We start from the raw sequence: 24225 nt of genomic DNA on the forward strand, positions 1-24225 counted from the left end.
AGCCCTATTATATCACATTTTAATACTCTTCAAAAATCAAATTCAAACCACGTCAGCGTCGCCTTACCGTACTCAAGTACAGCCTGCGGCTAGCTTCCTAGTTTGCTCTTTGATTTTCATTGAGTATAAAGAATGAAAATTTACTTGGAAAAAAGTAATTCAATAAATATCTCTCCGATGACCAACTTCTAAAGTAGCAATGACTAATTCATCATCTACAATTTGTACGATAACTCGATAATTACCAATTCTATAGCGCCATTGACCAACGCGATTACCAACCAAAGCCTTTCCGTGTCGTCTCGGGTCTTCCAAAACATTGGTTTGTAAATAGTTTGTAATTATCTTCTGCGTATAACGATCCAATTTTTTTAATTGCTTGATGAAACGTCTTGTTGGAACTAATTTATACAAATTATTCATCCTCCAAGCCTAAATCATGCATCATTTCTTCCCAAGTAATGGGTTCAACTCCTTTTTCCAAGTCGTCTAAATACTCTTGATAGGCTAAATCTGCCACACGAGCGTCGTATTCGTCTTCTAGAGCTTCAAGAGTTTTGGTACGGATAAGTTCCGACAGGGAAACTCCTTCAAACTTAGCCATTGCTTTCATAAATGTTTTATCAGCTTCAGAAACTTTTAATGTAATAGTAGTCATCTTTTGTGCTCCCTTTTTTAATGGTAACACCATTGTATTACTTTTTAGGTCTTCAGTCAATATAAAAAGAACACCTTCTCAGCGTTCTTTCTATATATCTGTCAATGGTGTTGCGGTATCTGGTGAGGTATCATAAACTTTAAAGTCTACTCCAACTCCCAGATCAGCTTGTGCTAGCTGATTGACCATGGTCATGTGAGCCAGTTCCTTGATATTATTTTCCTTAGATAAATGTCCAAGGTAGATTTTCTTCGTGCGGTTTCCCAAGGTACGAATCATTGCTTCAGCGCCATCCTCGTTAGAAAGGTGACCCAGATCCGATAGGATTCGTTGTTTAAGTCGCCAAGCGTAAGAGCCAGCTCGCAAAATCTCCACATCATGATTGGACTCGATGAGATAGCCATCCGCATTTTCGACAATACCTGCCATACGGTCACTCACATAACCTGTATCAGTCAGCATGACAAAACTCTTATCATCCTTCATAAAGCGATAGAACTGCGGTGCGACCGCATCGTGGCTAACACCAAAACTCTCGATGTCGATATCTCCAAAGGTTTTGGTTTTGCCCATTTCAAAAATATGCTTTTGAGAAGAATCCACCTTCCCCAGATACTTGCTATTTTCCATAGCCTGCCATGTCTTTTCATTGGCATACAGATCCATACCATACTTGCGAGCCAAAACACCCACACCATGGATATGGTCTGAATGCTCATGCGTAATCAAGATGGCATCCAAGTCTTCTGGTTTGCGATTTATTTCAGCAAGTAGGCTAGTGATTTTCTTACCAGATAAACCTGCATCCACTAAAAGCTTCTTTTTTGGGGTTTCCAGATAAAAAGAATTTCCACTGGAACCCGACGCTAAAATACTGTATTTAAAGCCTATTTCACTCATTCTAGTCTTCTACTTCATCCTCCCATACTTCTTCTTTCACTGCATCCTTATCATAAGGAAGCACAATGGTAAAGGTTGATCCCTTACCATATTCACTTTTGGCCCAAATAAATCCCTTATGTTGCTTGATAATTTCTTTAGCAATAGCTAGACCCAGCCCTGTTCCACCTTGAGCACGACTTCTAGCACGATCCACACGGTAGAAACGGTCAAAAATACGTGGCAAATCTTGCTTTGGTATCCCCAATCCTTGATCTGAGATAGATAAAATCATCTGATCATCAGTTGTCTTCATAGTCACTGTGATTTTCCCACCGTCTGGAGAATATTTGATGGCATTGTTGAGAATATTATCAATCACCTGTGTCATCTTGTCTGTATCAATTTCAATCCAGACAGACGTAATCGGATAATCTCTAACCAATTCGTATTTCTTCTCTTCATCTGGTCCCCTCATCTTATCAAAACGGTTAAGAATAAAGGTAATAAAGGCTGTGAAGTTAATCAATTCCACATCTAGGTGACTGGTTGCATTATCAATACGTGAAAGATGAAGAAGATCCGTCACCATCCGCATCATACGGTTGGTTTCGTCTAGAGACACCTTGATAAAGTCTGGCGCGACAGGTTCTGACAAGGCACCTTCATCCAAGGCTTCAAGATAGGATTTCACACTAGTAAGAGGCGTCCGTAGCTCATGACTAACGTTGGAAACAAAAAGTCTACGCTCGCGTTCTTCCTTCTCCTGCTCCGTCGTATCGTGCAAAACAGCAACCAGACCAGAAATAAATCCAGACTCACGACGGATCAAGGCAAAACGTACACGAAGGCTCAGATACTCTCCATTGGAATCCTGAGAATCAATCATGAGCTCAGGAATTTGGGTAATCAAATCACGAAGTTCATACTCATCTTCAATCTTAAGCAATTCAAGGATGCTTTTATTGAGAACATCTACTTTCTGAACACCTAACTGTTTCTTAGCCGTGTCATTAATCATAGTAATCTTACCACGGCGATTGGTCGCAAGGACTCCATCCGTCATGTAAGATAGGATACTATTCAACCGTTTACTCTCTTGTTCCAGATTTTCTTGGGTTAAACGGATTACTTCTGATAAATCATTGAGATTATTGGTAACATTAGTGATTTCAGAGCTTCCCTGCATATCCAATACCTGAGAATAATCTCCTGCAATCAAATCTTTCACCTTTTGATTGATTTGCTTCAGCCGAATATTATCACGACGATTTTCTAACAAGAGCAAGGTCACTACTAAAATAAAACCAAGTAGAATGAGGATAAAGATAAAATCACTGGTTAAAACTGTGTCTTTAATTAATTCAATCATTATTTCTCATATAATAACCAACACCTCGACGTGTTAGGATATACTCAGGACGACTCGGTGTATCTTCAATCTTCTCACGCAAACGTCTAATAGTTACGTCAACAGTCCGAACATCTCCGAAATAATCATAACCCCAGACCGTTTCAAGCAAGTGTTCACGTGTAATCACTTGACCAATATGAGAAGCCAAGTGGTACAAGAGCTCAAATTCACGGTGGGTTAAGTCTAGTTCTTCACCGTATTTCTTAGCAACATAGGCATCTGGAACAATCTCCAAGTCCCCAATTTGCAAAGGCTGAGTTTTCTTTTCATCAGATTCTTGATTATCTACAGAAGCCAAGTCCGTGCGACGAAGAAGAGCTTTGACACGCGCCTGCAACTCACGATTTGAGAAGGGTTTTGTCACATAGTCATCCGCTCCAAGCTCTAAACCGATAACCTTATCAAATTCGCTATCTTTAGCCGACAGCATGATAATAGGCACACTACTGGTCTTGCGAATAGTCTTCGCAACTTCTAAACCATCAATTTCTGGAAGCATCAAATCCAGAATAATAATATCTGGTTGCTCTGCTTCAAATTGTTCTAGCGCTTCACGACCATTAAAAGCAGTTACAACTTCGTAACCTTCCTTGGTCATATTAAACTTGATAATATCCGAGATTGGTTTTTCATCATCTACAATTAATATTTTTTTCATTTGTTCACCTTTTCTCTACTATTATACCAAAAAAATAACAAGAAGACACAATAGCTAGTCTTTGCTACTATCTAAGTTGGCTTGTGCATAAGCCTGCCAGATTTTTTGTTGGGGTTTGGCAAGTGGAACATCCTTGAACTCTTCTGGTGAAAGCCAGCGAACTTCCCTATCTGAAAAATCATGGAAGTCAGTCACCTGACCTGCTAGAATCTGTACATGCCACTTGCGATGGCTAAAGACATGCTTGACAGTCTCAAAATTCAGATTAACCCAATCAACTTCTAAGTCATAGTCCTGCTGGAAACTCTCTTCTGGACTAGGACCAAAGTTCACACTTTCTTCCGCGACCTGATGAAAGAGGTCAAACTGCTCTTCTTGCGAAAAGTCATCAACTTCTATCAAGGGGAAATGCCAAAAACCTGCCAATAGCTTTTCACTTTCATTCTTTTCAAGTAAAAATTGTCCCTGAGTATTTTTAACCACCAAGGCTTTAAGATAAATAGGAACTGGCTTTTTCTTAGGAGCTTTAATTGGATAACGTTCCATTGTGCCATTCTGATATGCCGCACTAAAGTCCTTAACTGGGCTTTCTTCTGGTCTGGGATTTACAGGCGCCTCAATATCCGAACCCAAGTCCATCAAGGCTTGATTAAAGTCACCAGGCCGTTCTGGGTCAATCAGGATTTCCATCATTGCCTGAAAAATTTTGCGATTACTTGGAATGCCAATATCGTGGTTGACTTCAAACAGACGAGCTAGAACACGCATGACATTACCATCTACAGCTGGCTCAGGCAAGTTAAAAGCAATACTGGAAATGGCTCCTGCTGTGTAAGGTCCAATCCCTTTCAAGATGGAAATTCCTTCATAGGTGTTTGGAAATTGACCACCAAAGTCAGCCATAATCTGCTGAGCCGCAACCTGCATATTACGAACTCGAGAATAATAACCCAAACCTTCCCAAGCCTTCAACAAACCTTCTTCAGGTGCAGTTGCCAAACTTTCCACTGTTGGAAACAAATCCAAGAATCGTTCGTAGTAAGGAATAACCGTATCCACCCTGGTCTGCTGAAGCATGATTTCAGACACCCAAATATGATAAGGATTTTTACTTCTACGCCACGGTAAATCTCGTTTATTTTCATCATACCAGTTGAGAAGTTTCTCACGGAAAGAAATGATCTTTTCCTCTGGCCAGATGACGATACCGTATTCTTTCAAATCTAACATATCTCTAGTATAACACAGAAGAATCTAACTGTCCTTTTCCTAGTATTCATACTCTTCGAAAATCTCTTCAAACCACGTCAGCTTCGCCTTGGATTATATATGTGACTGACTTCGTCAGTTCTATCTACAACCTCAAAACAGTGCTTTGAGAAACCTGCGGCTAGCTTCCTAGTTTGCTTTTTGATTTTCATTGAATATAAAAAGCCTCTTTCCAGGGGAAAGAGGACTAAATCTTATTGATGAACTGCTTGAGCTGCTGTGATAAGAGTCAACTTGTACACATCATCAGCATTACATCCACGAGAAAGGTCGTTAACTGGCTTGTTCAAACCTTGTAGAACAGGTCCAACAGCCGCAAAACCACCAAGACGTTCAGCCATCTTGTAGCCGATATTTCCTGCCTCGATACCTGGGAAGATGAAGACGTTTGCTTGTCCAGCAACCTTGCTTCCTGGCGCCTTAAGAGCAGCTGTTTCTGGAACGAAGGCAGCATCAAATTGCAATTCACCATCAATTTCAAGGTCAGGACGAAGATCATGAGCAATCTTAGTTGCTTCAACGACCTTATCAACGCTTTCACCAAAACCAGAACCTTTAGTTGAATAGCTCAGCATAGCGATTTTTGGTTCGATACCGAACATTTTAGCTGTGATTGCAGAGTTAATCGCAATCTCTGCCAAAGCTTCAGCATCAGGATTGATATTGATGGCACAGTCACCAAAGAGGTAACGTTCAGTACCACGAACCATGAGGAAGGCACCTGAAGTTCGGCTAACATTCGGACGAGTTTTAATGATTTGAAGGGCTGGGCGAACAGTTGCCGCAGTAGAGTGAATAGCTCCTGAAACCATTCCATCTACCAAGCCCATGTAAACCAACATAACACCAAAATAGTTCACGTCTTTAACCAAGATTTCGCGAGCTTCTTCTTCAGTCATTTTTCCTTTACGACGTTCTACAAGTGATGCTACCATTTCTTCAAACTGAGGATAATGTGCTGGATCGATGACTTCATAACCATCCATGATTCCTTCGATTTCAAGATAAATTTTAATTTTTTCAGGATTCCCAAGCAAAACCGGAATCACTTCTGTTTCTTTTACCAGGCGTTTAGTTGCTTGAAGAATACGAGGCTCTTCCCCTTCAGGGAGAACGATACGAGCATTTTTACCAACAAGGTTGGCTTTGAGACTTTCAAAAACTTCCATGAGTTTTCTCCTTTAAAATAATAATTATACTCTGAATCAGTTGTTATAGAGTATTAGTTGATAACTGAGTAATAAGGTTGCTAAAATCATCCGGCAAGGGACTTTCTAACTGTAAGTCTTGCTCTAAAAATGGATGATAAAAGGATAGATAATGGCAATGCAGGGCCTGACGTTGGATACCGTCGTCCAGACTACCACCATACAAATCATCTCCCAACAAAGGAAAACCAATATGAGAAAAATGGACTCGAATTTGGTGGGTTCGACCAGTGTGCAGGCGAATGTCAACCAAGTGAATATTCCCATAAGAACCTACAATTTTATAGGATGTATGGGCATACTTTCCACCTTTAGCCACCCGTCTAGTGATAATAGAGTCCTCATCACGCGCAATCGGAGCAATAATTTCTCCTTCTGGCTCCAAATATTCATCACCTTTAACCAAAGCAAAGTAGCGTTTTTCAATAGATTTCTTCTGCAACTGCTTGTCTAATCGTGCATGGGCATAGCCGTGCTTAGCAAAAAGCATCAAACCAGAAGTATCTCTATCAAGCCTAGTTACAATGTGAACCTGCTGATTCTCATAATTTTGCTTGACATAGTAACCCTTGATAAAATTGGCAATGGTGTTGGAATGATTAACACTAGGAATAGAAGCCACTCCATAGGGTTTATTCAAGACTAGAAAATGGTCATCCTCATAGAGAATATCTAGCGGGCGCTCGATAGCTTCCAGAGTTTCAAAGCCTTCCTCAGCGGGAATATAGATAGTAACTCGGTCTCCAATATCCAGTAGATAAGTTGCATTTTGCGGTTGGTCATTGACCAGAATAGCTCCCCCTCGAAACTTAATCTTGGCCAGAAGCCCCTTCGAAACCTCATGCTTTTTTAAGAAGGTCTTAACCTTGACATGCTCATCTGCGATAAATTCAAACCTCATTCGTCCACCTCGCCGATGAAAGCATCCTTAACACGATTCCAGAAACTGGTGTGACTCGGCGACGCGACAAAGTGAATCTTATGATGGTCAATTTGATACTCGATTCGCTCAATATTTCGGAAGGAATAAACGCTATTGTCAACCGAAATGGTATGGTAATCGTTTCTTGTAGGAATGAGTTCAATCTTATCCTTCTTGGGAACAATAATAGATGAACCCAGTGTTCGATAGACCCGATTATTAAGGCTGGCAATTTCCGTCAACTGAAGAGCTTCAATAGTAGGGTGTAAAACAGCTCCACCAAGCGACTTGTTATAGGCTGTACTACCAGTCGGTGTCGAAACGGTTAGCCCATCTCCACGAAAACGTTCAAAGGGGACACCGTTGATCACAACATCCGCCACCATGGTTCGATCTGACCTGCGGATGCTGGCTTCGTTGAGTGCTCTAAAAATCTTAACTTCACCATTTTCAAGAAAGACCTTCACATTTAGAACAGGGTAAGAGACTCTTGCACCGGTATCTAACTGCAAATTAGTCACTAGTTTGTCCAACTCAAAATCACGGTAGTCCGTATAGAAGCCCAAATGTCCAGTATGAACACCGATAAAGCGTACCTTATCAAGTTGGTTTTCGTACTTATGAAAGGCTGATAAGAGCATGCCATCCCCACCGATGGAAATGACAATGTCCGGGTTGGTATCATTGAGTATAAACTGATTTCTCTTCAAACGATCTCGCAACTCATACAAAACCCTTTGACTCTGTGGTTTTCTATTAGCTATCAGGTCAATTCGTTTACCTGTATTCTTCATCTGTATCGTCACTGTTTCCTACACCATCATTTAATTTTCTACTCAAAGGATCAAAAAGTGCCTGGGCTTCTTGGATATCATCTCGAATTTTACCCATTTCCTCATCCAACTGATGGGCAATTTTGGCCGTGATTTCCAGTCGCTCCTTAATCTCCTCTGGGAAATCCCCTTGGTACTTGTAGTTGAGAGAATGTTCTATCGTTGCCCAGAAATTCATGGCCAAGGTACGAATTTGAATTTCCGCTAAGATAGTCTTAGCACCATTGATAGTATCAACAGTATATTCTACTACCACGTGATAGGAACGATAGCCTGAAGCCTTTCGATGAGTGATGTAATCTCGCTCCTGTATAATCCGCATATCCTGACGTTTGCGCAGAATAGCCACAACTTCTTTGACGTCATCTACAAACTGGACCATCACACGCAAACCAGCAATATCCTGCAAATCGTGTTCCAAGGTCGCATAAGTAATGCCACGCCGAGCCATTTTTTCCTTGATACTCTCAATCGGCTTGACTCGACCAGTCACAAACTCAATCGGAGAATGCTTATTTTGCTTACGATATTGCTTACGAATACCACGAAGTTTAATCTTTAACTCACCAACAGCTTGAATGTAAGGATCTAGAAATTCTTCCCATTCTATGGTCATATATTCTCCCTTGTTCTCATATTATCCTTCAAAAATATCTTTGATTTTTTCTCCAGATTCATATACAATAAATACAATGCTTATTATACCATAAATCCGCTTTCAACGATAAAGAAAAGGTAAGAAAAATGAAACATTTAGAAATTGAATTGAAAACACTCTTGAAAAAAGATGAATACAATCGTCTAAAAGACCAGTTCACAGGTGTCACTCCTGTTCTTCAAAAAAATTACTACATGGACACGCCTGATTTTGAACTTCGAGAAAAGAAAGTTGCTATGCGCATTCGCACCTTTGAAGACTGGGCAGAATTAACACTCAAAGTCCCACAAAGTGTTGGAAACATGGAATACAATCAAAAATTGCAACTAAAAGATGTTGAAAACTATCTGGCTAAGCAAAAACTTCCTCAGGGACTGGTGCTAAATGAATTAGCCAAACATGGCATCCAAAGCAAGAACTGGCAGGTTCTTGGTTGTCTAACAACGCTTCGCTATGAAATGCAAACAGCTATTGGCCTTATGGCACTTGATGAGAGTCAGTACTTTGATATAACAGATTACGAATTAGAGCTTGAAGTGGAAAATCATGAGCAAGGCAAACAGGATTTCCAACAATTTTTAGAGAAAAATCAGATTTCCTACCAAAAAGCTCCTTCAAAATTGGTTCGATTTGTCAAAAGCATGAAAAATAGCTGAAATAATCTCCATTTTTTGGTAAAATAGAAAAGATAAAAATACACAAATTCCAGTTCATATATGTAAGGCAAATATAACTAGGATTTATAAAGTTTACAGAGGACGGTCTATAATGTCAGATAGAAAAAATATGAAGCTTTTCGCACTCAACTCTAACCAAGAGATTGCACAGAAAATTGCCCAAGCTGTTGGTGTCCCACTTGGCAAACTATCATCACGTCAATTTTCAGACGGAGAAATCCAAGTAAATATCGAAGAAAGTGTCCGTGGTTATGATGTGTACATCATCCAATCAACAAGTTTCCCTGTTAACAACCACCTAATGGAATTGCTAATCATGGTTGATGCTTGTGTTCGTGCAAGTGCCCACAGTATCAACGTTGTCCTTCCGTATTTTGGCTATGCACGTCAAGACCGCATTGCTTCACCTCGTGAGCCACTTACAGCTAAACTAGTCGCTAATATGCTGGTTAAGGCAGGTGTTGACCGTATCCTTACGCTTGATTTGCATGCTGTTCAGGTTCAAGGCTTCTTTGATATCCCTGTTGACAACCTCTACACAGTACCCCTATTTGCAAAACATTACTGCGATAAGGGCCTACTCGGTTCAGATGTTGTTGTCGTTAGCCCTAAAAATTCAGGGGTGAAACGTGCTCGTAGCCTGGCTGAATATCTTGATGCTCCTATCGCCATTATCGACTACCCTCAAGACGATGCAACTCGCAACGAAGGCTATATCATCGGTGATGTTGAAGGTAAGAAAGCCATCTTGATTGACGATATTTTAAATACAGGACGTACCTTCTCTGAAGCTGCTAAAATCGTTGAACGTGAAGGAGCTACAGAAATTTATGCTGTTTCTAGTCACGGTCTCTTCGTTGAAGGTGCAGCCGAACTTCTTGACAATACTAAGATTAAAGAAATTCTTGTGACTGATTCAGTAGCAACAAAAGAAAAAACTCCTAAAAACGTATGCTACATCACTGCTAGTGAGTTAATTGGTGATGCCATCGTCCGTATCCACGAAAGAAAACCAGTCAGCCCACTCTTTGCCTACAACAAAAAGAAATAAGGTGATTCTTTGATTTATTTGGACAATGCTGCAACGACTCCCATGTCAGCAGTTTCAATTTCAGCTATGACCAAGGTTATGCAAGAAACCTATGGAAATCCTTCTAGTATTCATGGGCATGGTCGTCAAGCTGGCAAGCTCTTGCGAGAAGCCCGTCAGGAACTAGCTCAGTTACTGGGGACAAAACCTCAACATATCTTTTTCACTTCTGGTGGGACAGAAGGCAACAATACTGCCATCATTGGCTACTGCCTTCGTCACCAAGAACAAGGAAAACATATCATCACAACTGCTATTGAGCACCATGCTGTCCTTGAAACCATTGATTACTTGGTTCAACACTATGGTTTTGAACCAACCATTATTCAACCAGAGAATCAGGAAATCACAGCCCAGCAAATTCAAAAGGCCTTACGTGACGATACAATCTTGGTTTCTACCATGTTTGCCAATAATGAGACAGGTAACCTACTGCCCATTGCTGAAATTGGCCAAATACTCAAGCAACACCCTGCTGCCTATCATGTCGATGCAGTTCAAGCTATTGGTAAAATCCCAATTCATCCAGAAGAATTGGGTATCGATTTTCTCACTGCTTCTGCCCATAAATTCCATGGTCCTAAGGGAATCGGTTTCCTCTACGCTTCTAGCATGGACTTTGACTCCTATCTACATGGCGGAGACCAAGAACAGAAAAAACGTGCAGGGACTGAAAATTTAGCTGCAATCGTAGGCATGGTTGCAGCCCTAAAAGAAGACCTAGAAAAGCACGAAGACAATTTTCAACATATACAAAATCTAGAAACTGCCTTTCTGACAGAGCTAGAGGGCATTCAATATTACTTGAATAGGGGACAACATCATCTCCCTCATGTTCTCAATATTGGATTTCCTGGCCAGAAAAATGACCTCTTACTCCTTCGTCTAGATTTAGCTGGAATTTCAATTTCTACTGGCTCAGCCTGTACGGCAGGCATTGTCCAATCCAGCCATGTTCTTGAAGCCATGTACGGGGCAAATTCAGAACGTCTGAAGGAATCCGTTCGCATCAGTTTCTCGCCACAAAATACTGTTGAAGACCTACAGACCCTCGCAAAAACCTTAAAAGAAATTATCGGAGGTTAGCCATATGGCATTTGAAAAAACCATTCAGTTAAAAAATTGTCGTTACGACTACACTCTTAGCCCTTCTGTTAAAAAATTCACCCTCAAAGATAACACCTTTTTTGAGACTAAGGTTGGTAACTATGAACTGACTCGCCTGCTTGAAAAGGTTCCAAACAGTGGTGAAGGCTTCCAACTCAAAATCATCATTAACAAGGAACTTACAGGTGCTAAAATCAATATCACTGACAAGTTTGGTCTTCGTCTAGTTGATATTTTCAAATCAGAAGACCACCATATTCATCAGGAAAAATTCTACTTCCTCATGGATAGCTTGGTAGAACGTGGTGTCTTTACAAAAACAGAAAGATAGAGCCAAAATGTTTGAACTGATCTATAAGGACAGCTATCATGTAGAGCGGACTCTCAAGTATGAGGATTATGAATCTCTCATGCTGGCTCTGTCAGGATGTGTGACCCTACCAGATACACTTTATGTGACTTCTTTGACTTTTGAGGGACAAGAAGTTTACCAAGGACTGGTCGGAGACCTCTACCGTTTTCTATCACATGCAGATTTTTTACATCAAAACTAAGATTTTTCTTAGTTTTTTCTTATTTTTGTTGATTTTTTCACAATGTTTCTATAAAATAGAAGAATAGAAAGGTTGTGATTTTGTGAAAGATAAACAGTCCGCTATTCCAAAAGCTACAGCAAAAAGACTCTCTCTCTACTATCGAATTTTTAAGAGATTTCATGCAGAAAAGATTGAACGTGCCAACTCTAAGCAAATTGCAGAGGCTATCGGTATTGATTCAGCAACCGTACGTCGTGATTTTTCCTATTTTGGTGAACTAGGTCGTCGTGGTTTTGGCTATGATGTCAAAAAACTGATGACGTTTTTTGCCGATTTACTCAATGATAACTCCATTACCAATGTCATGCTGGTAGGTATTGGAAATATGGGCCATGCTCTTCTCCACTACCGCTTCCACGAACGTAACAAGATGAAGATTATCATGGCCTTTGATCTAGATGACCATCCCGAAGTTGGTACCCAAACTCCTGATGGAATTCCCATTTACGGAATTTCTCAAATCAAGGATAAAATCAAGGATGCTGATGTGAAGACTGCTATCCTGACCGTTCCCAGCGTTAAGTCACAAGAGGTTGCCAATCTCTTGGTGGATGCTGGCGTGAAAGGAATTCTCAGTTTTTCACCAGTCCATCTGCATTTACCAAAAGACGTGGTTGTTCAATATGTCGATTTGACAAGTGAACTCCAAACTCTCCTCTACTTCATGCGAAAAGAGGATTAGAAAGCGAAAATCATTTTATGAAAAAACCAGTTATTGGGATTACAGGAAACGAAAAAACTCATCCAGATGATGACATCATGATGAGCTACGCAGCAAAAGGCTTTGTTGAAGGCGTTAAAGACGCTGGAGGGATTCCCATCATCCTACCGATTGGTGATCAAGAAATGGCTAGCCACTATATCAGCATGATTGACAAGCTCATCTTGACAGGTGGGCAAAATGTTGATCCAAAATTCTATGGTGAACCGAAAATCATTGATAGCGATGACTACCACTTTCAAAGAGATATCTTCGAACTGGCCCTTATCAAGGAAGCTATTAAACAGAAAAAGCCTATTTTCTCCGTCTGTCGTGGGACTCAACTCTTTAACGTTGCCATGGGTGGAACTTTGTACCAAGATATCGAAGACCACTGGCAGGATTGTTCTGCTGAGTACACAACCCAACGCTTGGTGACAGAACCAGATACTGTTCTCCGAGAAATCTATGGAGAAATTTCCCATATCAACTCCTTCCACCACCAGAGCATCAAGGATTTAGCACCAAATTTAAAAGTTGTGGCTCATGATCCTAAAGATGGTATCATTGAGGCTGTCATGAGTACGGATGATATTGCCTTTCTCGGTGTCCAATGGCATCCAGAATTTCTATTTGAAAATCGTCCCAAAGATAAAAACCTCTTTGACTATGTCGTAAATGAACTTTAGATTAAATCTGTTTTTTCACGGTAACTAAAGTAACTAGAATGAGAGACAATCAAATGGTCTAAGAGGACAATCCCCATCAGGTCACAGGCGTCTTTGATAAGTTTAGTGACATGATCATCATTTCGGCTAGGCGCTACCGCTCCTGAAGGATGATTGTGAACTAAGATGAGAGAGCTCGCCATATGCTTAATGGCATAGTGAAGAATCTCACGTGGTTCAGCAATACTGCGAGTAGCTGAACCGATAAAAATGGTCTGTTGATGGATGATTTGATTTTGAGTATTGAGATAGAGCGCCACTAGGTGCTCTTGTTTTTTATGTCCCAACTCCTGCTGCATCTTCTTGGCTAACTTTTGACTGCTGAGAATACTTTCCATTTCAAGGGTCTCGTGTTTGTGAATACGATGCCCCAGTTCAATCATAGCTTGTAATTCTATGGCCTTCACACGCCCGATACCAGACAAACTCTGCAATTCCTGCAGGGTCATTTTTTTCAAATCCGTCAGGCTTGAAAGATTGCTCAAGACTTTCTGGGCAATTTCAAAAACACTAGCTTGACGAGTTCCTGTTCGTAGTAAAATAGCTAGTAACTCTTGATTACTGAGGGCTTCAACTCCTTCCTTGGCCAGCCTTTCTCTGGGTAATAGTGAATCTTCTTGGAATGAAATACTGTACATAAAAATCCTCCTCACTTTATTATTCGTGAGAAGGATGGAAAATTAGATTTTTTTCTCAATTGGAGCCACACTGGCTAAAAGTTTTTTCAGACCAACTTCTGGGAAATTAATTTTCAATTCCTGTGTAGCACCGCTACCTGACACTTCAAGAACTGTACCCTCTCCCCATTTTTTGTGGAGAGCAATATCCCCAATGGACCAATTTGTCTCGCTAGACGCTGATTTTGCGCCAGCTGTAAATTGACCAAATGGAAGACCGCTTGACTGAATAGTTTTTGGTGCAGCACTGCGTTTACGGTCTTGAAGAGCCTGAGCCAAACTCATTCCTTGACCGAAGGCAAGGCCTCCACTGCTATAAGATGCTTTAAAGCTTGTATTTGCAGGACGAGCTAGACCTTGATACTCAAGTAAGTCTGAACTGATTTCATTGATAAAACGGGTCGGACGGTTGTAGTTGGTACGACCAAAAAGCAGGCGTGAGTTGGCATTGGTCAGATAGAGAATTTTCTCTGCACGCGTAATTCCTACATAGGCCAGACGGCGTTCTTCTTCCAATTCATCTGGGTCTTCAGCCGCACGACTAAGCGGGAAGACATTTTCTTCCATCCCAATTAAAAAGACAACTGGAAACTCAAGACCTTTGGCAGCATGCAGGGTCATCAAAGTCACTTCTGATGTCTCCTGACTACCTGAATCTGTGTCGGCAATCAAGGCCAAGTCATTTAAGAAACGACTCAATTTGTCCAGACCAGTTTCTTCTGCTGACACATCAGAGGTGTCGTCAAAATTTTTCGTCACAGAAAGGAACTCTTCGATATTTTCAACCCGAGCCTTGCTTTCCAGAGTCGCTTGGGCTTTAAGAATATCGACGTAACCTGTTTTTTCTAGAACGGACTCAACCAACTCAGTAATGCTTAACTGGTCTAGTTGCTCCCGCAAATCTAACATCATATTGGAGAAATCCCAGATAGATTGGGCTGCTTTTCCTTTTATCCCAGACAACATGATATTAGTTGAAGCATCAAGCATAGACATGTCCTGCATATTCGCAAAATCACGGATTTTCTCAACCGTTCCTGGGCCAATTCCACGTTTCGGTTCGTTGATAATACGCTCAAAACTGATATTGTCACTCAAATTAGCAATGAGGTTGAGGTAAGCGATAATATCACGGATTTCCTTACGGCTGTAGAACTTAGTTCCACCAACCATGGTATAAGGAATATTAGACTTGAGCAAAGCTTCTTCAATAGTACGAGATTGGGCATTGGTACGGTAAAGAACCGCAAAATCCTTGTGGAGGAAGTTTTGACTGCGACCAAGTTCATCAATAGTTTTGGCTACAAAGACAGCCTCGTCCAGTTCATCATTGGCACGATAGTAAACGATTTGCTCCCCATCAGCATTTTGAGTCCAGAGATTCTTAGGACGGCGGTTTTTATTGTTTTTAATGACCTCGTTGGCCGCTTGCAGAATGGTTTTAGTTGAACGGTAATTCTCCTCCAACAAAACAACCTTGGCTTGGGGATAATCTTTCTCAAAATCCAAAATATTCTGCATGTCTGCACCACGCCAACCGTAGATAGACTGGTCCGCATCCCCAACCACACAAATATTTTTAAAACGGGAAGCCAAAAGTTTGACCAATTGGTACTGGGCATGGTTGGTATCTTGATACTCATCCACATGAATGTACTGAAACTTCTGCTGGTAGTAGGTCAATACATCAGGATTTTGATCAAAGAGACGCAGGGTTAACATAATCAAATCATCAAAGTCAACCGACTCAGACTGACGCAATTCTTTTTGGTAAGCAGTGTAACACTGAGCCACGATTTGTGTGTACATATCACCAGCTTGGGCAGCATAAGCCACATCATCAATCAAATCATTCTTAGCATTGGAAATAGTCCCCAAAATAGTTCGTTCATTCCATTTTTTTGGATCCAAGTTCAACTGCTTGAGAATACGTTTCATAAGGGTGCGTTGTTCACCAGGATCGACAATCGTAAAATTACGGTTGTAGCCAATATGATCCGCATCACGACGCAAAATACGAACACACATGGAGTGGAAGGTCGCAATCAGACAGTCCTGAGTAGCTGGATTGAGGCTATAAGCACGCTCTTTCATCTCACGCGCAGCCTTGTTTGTAAAGGTAATAGCCAAGATATTCCACGGATTGACTAGCTTTTCATCAATCAAATAAGCAATACGGTGGGTCAAAACTCGAGTCTTTCCAGAGCCAGCCCCCGCCATGATTAACAAGGGGCCTTCAGTCGTTTGTACCGCCTCAGCCTGACGGTCATTCATTCCATTCAATAATGCGTTCATTTTCTCTTCCTTACTCTTGAAGTCAATGTTTCTATTATATCAGAAATCAGGAAAAATAGAAACTTTACAGAGAGCACTTTGACAAGCAATTTTTCATCAGAGTTTACAAAACATGTATCTTTCAAATGAAGTTGAGGTTATTTTTTAACATGAAAAAGAGCTTGGAAAATATTTCCAAACCCTTTTAATATTATCTAAATATTAGAATAATCCTAGGACAGTTCCATCACTTTCAACATCCATGTTGAGAGCTGCTGGTCGTTTTGGAAGTCCTGGCATGGTCATGACATCGCCAGTTAAGGCAACGATGAAGCCTGCACCTAATTTTGGTACCAATTCACGGATGGTAATTTCAAAGTTTTCTGGTGCTCCAAGTGCATTTGGATTATCTGAAAAACTATATTGAGTCTTAGCCATACAGATTGGCAATTTGTCCCAACCGTTTTGAACGATTTGGGCAATTTGCGTTTGAGCTTTCTTCTCAAAGTTCACTTTGCTACCACGATAGATCTCTGTAACAATCTTTTCAATCTTTTCTTGGACAGAAAGGTCATTGTCATAAAGACGTGTGTAGTTGGCTGGATTTTCAGAGATAGTCTTGACAAGCGTTTCGGCAAGCGCTACACCACCTTCTGCGCCATCAGCCCAGACACTTGCTAGTTCAACTGGCACATCAATAGAAGCACAAAGTTCTTTCAAGGCTGCGATTTCTGCTTCTGTATCAGAAACAAATTCGTTAATAGCTACGACTACTGGAATACCGAACTTACGGATATTTTCTACGTGGCGTTTCAAGTTGGCAAAACCTGCTCGAACTGCTTCTACATTTTCCTCTGTCAAAGCATCTTTAGCAACCCCACCATTCATCTTAAGGGCACGAAGGGTTGCAACAATAACAACTGCATCTGGAGATGTTGGTAAGTTTGGTGTCTTGATATCAAGGAATTTCTCGGCACCAAGGTCTGCACCGAAACCAGCTTCAGTAACTGTGTAATCAGCCAAGTGAAGGGCTGTGCTTGTTGCTAAGACTGAATTACATCCATGAGCAATATTTGCAAATGGACCACCGTGCACAAAGGCAGGTGTACCGTAAATTGTCTGAACCAGGTTCGGTTTAATAGCATCCTTCAAAATCAAAGCCAAGGCACCTTCAACCTGCAAATCACCTACAGAAACAGGTGTACGGTCATAGCGATAACCAATTACGATATTAGCCAAACGGCGTTTCAAGTCCTCGATATCCGTAGCCAAGCAAAGAATTGCCATGATTTCGGAAGCAACGGTAATATCAAAGCCATCCTCACGTGGAATACCGTTTAGAGGACCACCAAGTCCAACGGTCACATGGCGAAGAGCACGGTCGTTCAAGTCAACGACACGTTTCCAGAGGATACGACGTTGGTCAATTCCCAGCTCATTGCCTTGGTGCAAGTGGTTGTCAATCAAGGCAGAAAGGGCGTTGTTGGCAGTTGTAATGGCATGCATATCCCCAGTAAAGTGGAGATTGATGTCCTCCATTGGTAGAACTTGAGCGTAACCACCACCTGCCGCACCACCCTTAATCCCCATTACTGGACCAAGAGATGGTTCGCGGATAGCGATCATGGTTTTCTTGCCAATCTTGTTCAAGGCATCCGCAAGACCAATGGTAATAGTTGATTTTCCTTCACCTGCAGGTGTTGGGTTAATGGCAGTAACCAAGATCAATTTTCCAACTGGATTGCTCTCAACTGCACGAATTTTATCAAAGCTGAGCTTAGCCTTATACTTTCCATACAATTCCAAATCGTCGTAAGAAATTCCAAGCTTCTCTACAACATCAACAATGGGCTTCAACTCAATACTCTGTGCGATTTCAATATCTGTTTTCATTCAAAACTCCTCTAACCTCTTATATGATAATTTATTATAACACAAAACAAGATTTTTAACATCCCAAAACTCTCTAAACGTTCGTAAATATCCCTGTTTTTAAGGTTTTTAGAGTTCTTTCTTAAATTTTATATGGCTTTATAGTTTAAAACTATAGTAGATTCTTTTTATTTTCTATATATATTCAAGCGCTTTCTTTTGCTTATTATTTTTTTTTTGGTACAATAGTGCTATGAAAATTTTAGTTACATCGGGCGGTACCAGTGAAGCTATCGATAGCGTCCGCTCTATCACTAACCATTCTACAGGTCGCTTGGGGAAAATCATCACAGAAACCTTGCTTGCTGCAGGGCATGAAGTTTGTTTAATTACGACAAAACGAGCTCAGAAGCCAGAAGCTCACCCTAATCTAAGCATTCGAGAAATTACCAATACCAACGACCTTCTACTGGAAATGCAAGAACGGGTTGCAGATTATCAGATTTTGATTCACTCAATGGCGGTGTCCGACTACACTTCTGTTTATATGACAGGACTTGAAGAAGTTCAGGCTAGCTCCAATCTAGAAGAATTTTTAAGCAAGCAGAATCAACAAGCTAAGATATCTTCAACCGACGAGGTTCAGGTCTTATTCCTGAAAAAAACACCCAAAATCATCTCTCTAGTCAAGGAGTGGAATCCTGCTATTCATCTGATTGGTTTTAAACTGCTGGTTGACGTCTCTGAAGATTATCTCATTGAGATTGCTAGAAAAAGTCTTATCAAGAATCAAGCTGACTTAATCATTGCAAATGACCTGACTCAAATCTCAGCAAATCAACACCGCGCAATCTTTGTTGAAAAAGATCATCTTAAAACAGTTAACACTAAAGAAGAAATTGCAGAACTCCTCCTTGAAAAAATTCAAGCCTATCATTCATAGAAAGGAAAGCTATGGCAAACATTCTCTTGGCTGTAACGGGGTCAATTGCCTCTTACAAGTCGGCAGATTTAGTCAGTTCTCTAAAAAAACAAGGCCATCAAGTCACTGTCTTAATGACTCAGGCTGCTACAGAGTTTATCCAACCTTTGACTCTACAGGTCTTATCACAGAATCCTGTCCACTTGGATGTCATGAAGGAACCCTATCCTGATCAGGTCAATCATATCGAACTTGGAAAAAAAGCAGATTTATTCATCGTGGCCCCTGCAACTGCTAACACTATTGCAAAACTAGCCCACGGCTTTGCGGACAACATGGTGACCAGTACGGCTCTAGCCCTGCCAAGTCATATTCCCAAACTCATCGCACCAGCAATGAATACAAAAATGTATGATCATCCGGCAACTCAAGCTAATCTGAAAACATTAGAAAGCTACGGCTATCAGCTGATTGCTCCTAAAGAATCCCTACTAGCTTGTGGAGACAACGGACGAGGAGCCTTAGCCGATCTCACAATTATTTTAGAAAGAATAGAGGAAACTCTCGATGAAAAAACGATCTAATATTGCGCCCATTGCTATCTTTTTTGCAACCATGCTCGTGATACACTTTCTGAGCTCGCTTCTCTTTAACCTTTTTCCATTTCCAATCAAACCGACCATCGTTCATATTCCCGTCATTATTGCTAGCATTATTTACGGTCCACGAGTTGGAGTTACACTTGGATTTTTGATGGGGCTACTTAGCTTGACAGTTAACACGATTACAATTCTACCGACAAGCTACCTCTTCTCACCATTCGTACCAAACGGAAACATTTACTCAGCTATCATTGCCATCGTTCCACGTATTTTGATTGGTTTAACTCCGTACCTAGTCTATAAACTAATGAAAAACAAGACTGGTCTGATTCTAGCTGGTGCTCTTGGTTCACTTACTAACACAGTCTTTGTACTTGGTGGAATTTTCTACCTTTTTGGAAATGTTTTTGATGGGAATATCCAAAAACTCCTAGCCACCGTTATCTCAACAAATTCGATTGCCGAATTAGTCATTTCCGCAGTTTTAACCCTAGCCATTGTTCCAAGATTACAAATTTTGAAGAAATAAAAACAAACTCCGCTTTCAATCCTGAAGGTGGAGATTTTGTTTGAAGTAGTTTCTTTTTAGTGAAATCTTTACCAACTTTTAACTAAAAAACGACCTATAAACCCAAGTAAATGCTTGCTTTATTGTTCGTTTTATTGTACTATACTAGTGTATATACAGTTAAAAAGGAGATTCTTATGAATACACGGCAAAAGACACAATTTATGACAATGACAGCCCTCTTAACAGCTATTGCAATTTTGATTCCGATTGTGATGCCTTTTAAGATTGTCATTCCCCCTGCTTCTTACACTTTGGGAAGTCACATCGCTATTTTTATTGCCATGTTCTTGTCGCCCTTGATGGCAGTTTTTGTCATCCTAGCCTCTAGTTTTGGATTCTTGATGGCTGGCTATCCCATGGTGATCGTTTTTAGAGCTTTTTCCCATATCTTTTTTGGGACTTTGGGAGCTCTTTACCTACAAAAGTTCCCCGATACCCTAGATAAACCAAAATCTTCCTGGATTTTCAACTTTGTTTTAGCGCTTATCCATGCCCTTGCTGAAGTATTAGCCTGTGTCGTTTTTTACGCAACTTCTGGTACCAATGTAGAAAATATGTTTTATGTTCTATTTGTACTAGTTGGATTTGGCACAATTATCCATAGTATGGTAGACTATACATTAGCACTAGCTGTCTATAAAGTGCTTCGAAAACGCCGTTAAAAGGAAGAACTATGACAAAAGATCGCAAACAAGCCCTGCTTCAACTCTTGAAAGAAGCCCCTAAAGCACTCAATGGCCAAAGTTTGGCTGAACATTTTCATGTCACACGTCAGGTCATTGTACAGGACATTGCAATTTTGAGAGCCGATGGCGCTCCTATCCTATCCACTAATCGTGGCTACATCTATAAGCAATTTGATACCAATCCTTATGTTCACAAACTTTTTAAAGTCAAGCACGAGATGGAAGAAATCGGTCAAGAACTTCTAGCTATAGTCGATAATGGAGGACGTGTCCAGAATACCTTAATTGATCATCCTGTTTACGGAGAAATTGAAACTCTACTCAAACTTTCTTGTCGTCGAGACGTTCAGCATTTTTTAGAGCAAGTCGAGAAGTCTGACTTTAGACCCCTTTCTGAATTAACGGATGGTGTCCATTATCACCTAGTCGAAGCTGAAAGCGAACAAGACCTCCTCTATATCGAGCAGGCCTTGGACAAGTTAGGGTATTTGGTAAAGGATTAAAAAGTTCTCTTTTCCCATCCGTCTTCGGTACGATGACGGTAGAAAAATTCTGACTTATCTGGAGCTTCCATCATTTCCATCAAAGGTAACATATCATAGGCCAGATCCAAATTTGGAATCTGGTCTTTTTGTACCCAAGAAACTTCTCCTTCATCTGAAGAACGCAGGCTTCCAGAGAATTCAGTCACTTTATAACAAAAAACAATATAGCGCTCGCCGGTATCTAGCGGCCAATTTTTAATGCCAACCAGTTGAGGATTTCTGATTGTCAGACCTGTTTCTTCATAGATTTCACGAATGACAGACTCTGCAAAGGCCTCTCCATTTTCAACATGACCACCTGGAAAGGCGTAGCCAGACCAGTGCTTGCTTTCGGGCGAACGATACTGCATAACCACGCGCTGCTTTTCAAGGTCTTCAATCATACAAATATTGGTTAGAATGGTTAATTGCGCTCGAGACATAGGACTCACTTTCTATTCAAATGTTTTGATTGACGTTATATCTTTAACTTCAGACTTCATTATGAAAGGATTTAGGCTTTCATGATAATAACATTTGTCCTCAAATAAATATATTACTTTTATTACGATTTCTTGTTCTTGAACTTCAAAATTTGCTATTGGAATCGGAAGCATTGGAAAAAAGTTAAAAATAATCAATGAGATCATCCATAAATAGTAACTACAAATACTACTACGAATCCAACCTAAGATAAAATAGCGTTCTTTTAAATAATAACTAATAATATGTGTGACAACAGTAATGAGTAAAAGACTGCTCCATGTTACAGTCATAAAATACAATCCAATAATAACAAATAGAAGATCAAGAAGGACCAAATGTCTTAAAAAGCGAATATAGAAAGCTAAAATCATAAGGAAAAGCCAACTGTTCCCAAGAATTGGTGTAAATGATAAACCATATAATCTAAGTATAAGTTGAATTATAACAAAAATAGATAGAGCAAAATAGACTACTTTAAATCCTTTAAACTTTCTCGTCATCATGATTGACTCCTTTTCTTTTCAATATAATTCATTACTAGAGTTACAATAGATGCCAAACTGAAAAAGATCAGATAGCTTGCTATAGGAAACCAGATGTAGCGATAATCTAGGGATAAGAGAGAAGGTAAAATTCCTTTACTGTTTTTCCCACCAACTCCTAAAAATAGATGGACTATTAAACCAATACTATTAAGATAGATAAATAATTCTGCATATCTTTTTATTGTCATCTTTGTCCTAGACAAGTCTAGGAACCAATAGTCAAATAATCTATAGACCAGACAAAAAAGATTTATATATAGTGGAAAACTATAGTTGATATCTCTGTATGGCGAAGGAATAGGAAGGAGTTCAAAAATAAGAGTGACACCTAGTCCTATTCCTAAAAAAAGACCAAGGACTAGGAAGAAGCCTAAAAATTTATGAGAATTTAGCCAAATATGAAAACTTTCTTTCCTTTGGTGATTATTCTTTGTGTTTGAATTTCTTTTATTATTTTCTCTTTTTCTTGTCATTATACTTAGAAATAAAAATTATCAAAATCGCTACTAGAAAGAAGAACACATAAGTAAGGATTGGAAACCAGATGTAGCGATAATCTAATGCCCACATTGGAAGTAATCTTCTTCCTCTTTTAGAGGTCATTCCAATCGTTAACTGTAATACACAGGCAATCCCATTAGGATATAAAAACATAACTGCAAAATCTCTCAAGGAAACCCAGTCATTTTTAAAGGTACAAAAAGTTAGATAGGATGCATTCAACAACACAACAAGATTTAGATAGAAAGGAAAACTATAATGCAGTTCCCGATAAGGACTTGGAATGAGAGGTGTTCCGTACAATAGGTAAAATTTTCCTAGAGCAGAGAATAACAAAATACTTGCATCAAGGATATAGGCAATTGTTGAAAGTTCAACAAACCACAAATTCACGCTGTCTAGTCAACCTATTTTCTGATTTGGCTTATGGTATTTTTTTGATTTTTTCTGCCTCTTATTTTCTTGTTTCATGATAGTTTTTTAACTTCTTCTTCTATCTTTTGGAGGTGTTTTTCACGCATACTAGCTGTATTCACCTCCCTACCGACTTCACCCAAAATACAGACACGCTTGGTTTTAATTCCACAGTGATTCAAAACAGCATTTTTCAAAACAGAAATGCCATAACTATCAGGAATGTTAAGAGAACCTGAAAAAACCTTGTACCACCAAGTAGGGGCCATCGAAGTCACATAAATACTGGCTGTTTTGCCTTTGAGCAACTTCTTAAATTGCTTGCCTCTGAGATAATTCCAGATAAAGCTGCCCTGATCGTTGGCCGAGTAGGCTATCCCCGGTGTAAAGACCCGATCAATCCAACCTTTCAGGAGACTGGGCATACTACTCCACCAAATAGGATAAACAAAGATAAAATGGTCAGCCCACTGGATTAATTCTTGGGAACGAAGGATAAACGAATCTTCCTTCATCCGTTTTCGATAACCATAACGTAAAACAGGATCAAAATCTGCTTCATTGAGATTAATTACTTCAAACTCATGATGCGTTGAGTCAATATTTTCTACTATGGTTTGAAAAATAGCCTGACAGTAACTTTCCTTATCAGGGTGCCCATTGATAACTAGAATTTTCATAAGTTCTCTCCTTCAACTCTTTTTTTCGTTCTATCTCTTTCACTCTTTATACTTGATTAATTGATTATGGCTCA

Annotated in this window: 29 protein-coding genes; 12 read left to right on the top strand and 17 right to left on the bottom strand. The window is 40.0% G+C overall.

Annotation, left to right across the window (positions count from 1 at the left end):
* Nucleotides 1-159: 159 nt before the first annotated feature.
* The 10 genes from QM959_RS02225 to QM959_RS02270 form a co-directional block, all read right to left on the bottom strand.
* A complete protein-coding gene (locus QM959_RS02225) occupies nucleotides 160-414 on the bottom strand; it encodes a type II toxin-antitoxin system RelE family toxin (protein WP_004239453.1) in 255 nt (84 codons plus the stop codon).
* Between the two features lies 1 nt (nucleotide 415).
* The gene (gene relB, locus QM959_RS02230; protein WP_007284772.1) at nucleotides 416-658 is read right to left on the bottom strand and encodes a type II toxin-antitoxin system RelB family antitoxin; all 243 of its coding nucleotides are present in this window, start codon (nucleotides 656-658) and stop codon (nucleotides 416-418) included.
* A gap of 90 nt (nucleotides 659-748) precedes the next feature.
* Complete coding sequence (locus QM959_RS02235) at nucleotides 749-1558, bottom strand: MBL fold metallo-hydrolase (protein ID WP_049531713.1); 810 nt, start codon at nucleotides 1556-1558, stop codon at nucleotides 749-751.
* Between the two features lies 1 nt (nucleotide 1559).
* Nucleotides 1560-2909: a cell wall metabolism sensor histidine kinase VicK gene (vicK, locus tag QM959_RS02240; protein WP_414371141.1), complete on the bottom strand. Its 1350-nt coding sequence runs from the start codon at nucleotides 2907-2909 to the stop codon at nucleotides 1560-1562.
* Nucleotides 2902-3609, bottom strand: coding sequence for a response regulator YycF (gene yycF / locus QM959_RS02245; protein ID WP_033681745.1), 708 nt, complete (start codon nucleotides 3607-3609; stop codon nucleotides 2902-2904). The genes vicK and yycF overlap by 8 nt, the downstream gene beginning before the upstream one ends.
* 54 nt (nucleotides 3610-3663) lie before the next feature.
* On the bottom strand, nucleotides 3664-4839 hold the full coding sequence (gene mutY / locus QM959_RS02250) for an A/G-specific adenine glycosylase (protein ID WP_414371143.1): 1176 nt from the start codon (nucleotides 4837-4839) through the stop codon (nucleotides 3664-3666).
* Nucleotides 4840-5072: 233 nt separating this feature from the next.
* Nucleotides 5073-6047: a phosphate acetyltransferase gene (gene pta, locus QM959_RS02255; RefSeq protein WP_414371145.1), complete on the bottom strand. Its 975-nt coding sequence runs from the start codon at nucleotides 6045-6047 to the stop codon at nucleotides 5073-5075.
* Between the two features lie 43 nt (nucleotides 6048-6090).
* Nucleotides 6091-6987, bottom strand: coding sequence for an RluA family pseudouridine synthase (locus QM959_RS02260; RefSeq protein WP_414371147.1), 897 nt, complete (start codon nucleotides 6985-6987; stop codon nucleotides 6091-6093).
* On the bottom strand, nucleotides 6984-7802 hold the full coding sequence (locus QM959_RS02265; RefSeq protein WP_218493459.1) for an NAD kinase: 819 nt from the start codon (nucleotides 7800-7802) through the stop codon (nucleotides 6984-6986). Before QM959_RS02265 ends, QM959_RS02260 begins: the two co-directional genes overlap by 4 nt.
* Nucleotides 7786-8457, bottom strand: a complete 672-nt coding sequence (locus QM959_RS02270; RefSeq protein WP_414371149.1) for a GTP pyrophosphokinase — start codon at nucleotides 8455-8457, stop codon at nucleotides 7786-7788. The genes QM959_RS02265 and QM959_RS02270 overlap by 17 nt, the downstream gene beginning before the upstream one ends.
* A gap of 128 nt (nucleotides 8458-8585) precedes the next feature.
* On the opposite strand from QM959_RS02270, the gene QM959_RS02275 reads away from it, so the two are divergent.
* The 7 genes from QM959_RS02275 (at nucleotide 8586) to QM959_RS02305 (ending at nucleotide 13358) form a co-directional block, all read left to right on the top strand.
* On the top strand, nucleotides 8586-9155 hold the full coding sequence (locus QM959_RS02275) for a CYTH domain-containing protein (protein ID WP_414371150.1): 570 nt from the start codon (nucleotides 8586-8588) through the stop codon (nucleotides 9153-9155).
* A gap of 112 nt (nucleotides 9156-9267) precedes the next feature.
* Nucleotides 9268-10227: a ribose-phosphate diphosphokinase gene (locus tag QM959_RS02280; RefSeq protein WP_247934816.1), complete on the top strand. Its 960-nt coding sequence runs from the start codon at nucleotides 9268-9270 to the stop codon at nucleotides 10225-10227.
* Between the two features lie 9 nt (nucleotides 10228-10236).
* On the top strand, nucleotides 10237-11352 hold the full coding sequence (locus QM959_RS02285; protein WP_414371153.1) for a cysteine desulfurase family protein: 1116 nt from the start codon (nucleotides 10237-10239) through the stop codon (nucleotides 11350-11352).
* A gap of 4 nt (nucleotides 11353-11356) precedes the next feature.
* A complete protein-coding gene (locus QM959_RS02290) occupies nucleotides 11357-11704 on the top strand; it encodes a DUF1831 domain-containing protein (protein WP_414371155.1) in 348 nt (115 codons plus the stop codon).
* 7 nt (nucleotides 11705-11711) lie between these two features.
* The gene (locus QM959_RS02295; RefSeq protein ID WP_414371157.1) at nucleotides 11712-11927 is read left to right on the top strand and encodes a DUF4649 family protein; all 216 of its coding nucleotides are present in this window, start codon (nucleotides 11712-11714) and stop codon (nucleotides 11925-11927) included.
* 82 nt (nucleotides 11928-12009) lie between these two features.
* Nucleotides 12010-12651 carry a redox-sensing transcriptional repressor Rex gene (locus QM959_RS02300; protein WP_000653417.1) on the top strand — a complete coding sequence of 214 codons (642 nt, stop codon included), beginning with the start codon at nucleotides 12010-12012 and terminating at the stop codon, nucleotides 12649-12651.
* 17 nt (nucleotides 12652-12668) lie between these two features.
* Nucleotides 12669-13358, top strand: a complete 690-nt coding sequence (locus QM959_RS02305) for a gamma-glutamyl-gamma-aminobutyrate hydrolase family protein (RefSeq protein ID WP_414371159.1) — start codon at nucleotides 12669-12671, stop codon at nucleotides 13356-13358.
* Here QM959_RS02305 and radC read toward each other — a convergent pair.
* The 3 genes from radC to QM959_RS02320 all read right to left on the bottom strand — a co-directional run bounded on the left by radC (nucleotide 13355) and on the right by QM959_RS02320 (nucleotide 18241).
* A complete protein-coding gene (gene radC / locus QM959_RS02310) occupies nucleotides 13355-14035 on the bottom strand; it encodes a RadC family protein (RefSeq protein WP_414371161.1) in 681 nt (226 codons plus the stop codon). The two genes, QM959_RS02305 and radC, sit on opposite strands and share 4 nt — an antisense overlap.
* A gap of 42 nt (nucleotides 14036-14077) precedes the next feature.
* The gene (pcrA, locus tag QM959_RS02315; RefSeq protein ID WP_414371163.1) at nucleotides 14078-16369 is read right to left on the bottom strand and encodes a DNA helicase PcrA; all 2292 of its coding nucleotides are present in this window, start codon (nucleotides 16367-16369) and stop codon (nucleotides 14078-14080) included.
* 201 nt (nucleotides 16370-16570) lie between these two features.
* The gene (locus tag QM959_RS02320) at nucleotides 16571-18241 is read right to left on the bottom strand and encodes a formate--tetrahydrofolate ligase (RefSeq protein WP_414371165.1); all 1671 of its coding nucleotides are present in this window, start codon (nucleotides 18239-18241) and stop codon (nucleotides 16571-16573) included.
* A 232-nt stretch (nucleotides 18242-18473) separates the two neighbouring features.
* Between QM959_RS02320 and coaB the strand changes: the two genes are divergently transcribed.
* From coaB to QM959_RS02345, 5 genes are all read left to right on the top strand, one after another.
* Nucleotides 18474-19163, top strand: coding sequence for a phosphopantothenate--cysteine ligase (gene coaB / locus QM959_RS02325; RefSeq protein WP_414371167.1), 690 nt, complete (start codon nucleotides 18474-18476; stop codon nucleotides 19161-19163).
* Nucleotides 19164-19174: 11 nt separating this feature from the next.
* On the top strand, nucleotides 19175-19726 hold the full coding sequence (gene coaC, locus QM959_RS02330) for a phosphopantothenoylcysteine decarboxylase (RefSeq protein ID WP_414371168.1): 552 nt from the start codon (nucleotides 19175-19177) through the stop codon (nucleotides 19724-19726).
* On the top strand, nucleotides 19710-20273 hold the full coding sequence (locus QM959_RS02335) for an ECF transporter S component (protein WP_414371170.1): 564 nt from the start codon (nucleotides 19710-19712) through the stop codon (nucleotides 20271-20273). Before coaC ends, QM959_RS02335 begins: the two co-directional genes overlap by 17 nt.
* Before the next feature lie 176 nt (nucleotides 20274-20449).
* Complete coding sequence (locus QM959_RS02340; protein WP_247934823.1) at nucleotides 20450-20977, top strand: ECF transporter S component; 528 nt, start codon at nucleotides 20450-20452, stop codon at nucleotides 20975-20977.
* 11 nt (nucleotides 20978-20988) lie between these two features.
* Nucleotides 20989-21504, top strand: coding sequence for a transcription repressor NadR (locus tag QM959_RS02345; protein ID WP_414371172.1), 516 nt, complete (start codon nucleotides 20989-20991; stop codon nucleotides 21502-21504).
* On the opposite strand, the gene QM959_RS02350 is transcribed toward QM959_RS02345, so the two are convergent.
* The 4 genes from QM959_RS02350 to QM959_RS02365 form a co-directional block, all read right to left on the bottom strand.
* Nucleotides 21501-21968: an 8-oxo-dGTP diphosphatase gene (locus QM959_RS02350; protein ID WP_414371174.1), complete on the bottom strand. Its 468-nt coding sequence runs from the start codon at nucleotides 21966-21968 to the stop codon at nucleotides 21501-21503. The two genes, QM959_RS02345 and QM959_RS02350, sit on opposite strands and share 4 nt — an antisense overlap.
* Before the next feature lie 12 nt (nucleotides 21969-21980).
* Nucleotides 21981-22514, bottom strand: coding sequence for a hypothetical protein (locus QM959_RS02355; protein WP_414371176.1), 534 nt, complete (start codon nucleotides 22512-22514; stop codon nucleotides 21981-21983).
* A 492-nt stretch (nucleotides 22515-23006) separates the two neighbouring features.
* Nucleotides 23007-23450, bottom strand: a complete 444-nt coding sequence (locus QM959_RS02360) for a hypothetical protein (protein WP_414371178.1) — start codon at nucleotides 23448-23450, stop codon at nucleotides 23007-23009.
* 74 nt (nucleotides 23451-23524) lie between these two features.
* Nucleotides 23525-24151, bottom strand: a complete 627-nt coding sequence (locus QM959_RS02365; protein WP_414371180.1) for an NAD(P)H-dependent oxidoreductase — start codon at nucleotides 24149-24151, stop codon at nucleotides 23525-23527.
* Nucleotides 24152-24225 lie beyond the last annotated feature (74 nt).

This window comes from Streptococcus mitis, assembly GCF_047459985.1.
In the GTDB taxonomy this organism is placed as follows: Bacteria; Bacillota; Bacilli; order Lactobacillales; family Streptococcaceae; genus Streptococcus; species Streptococcus mitis_DZ.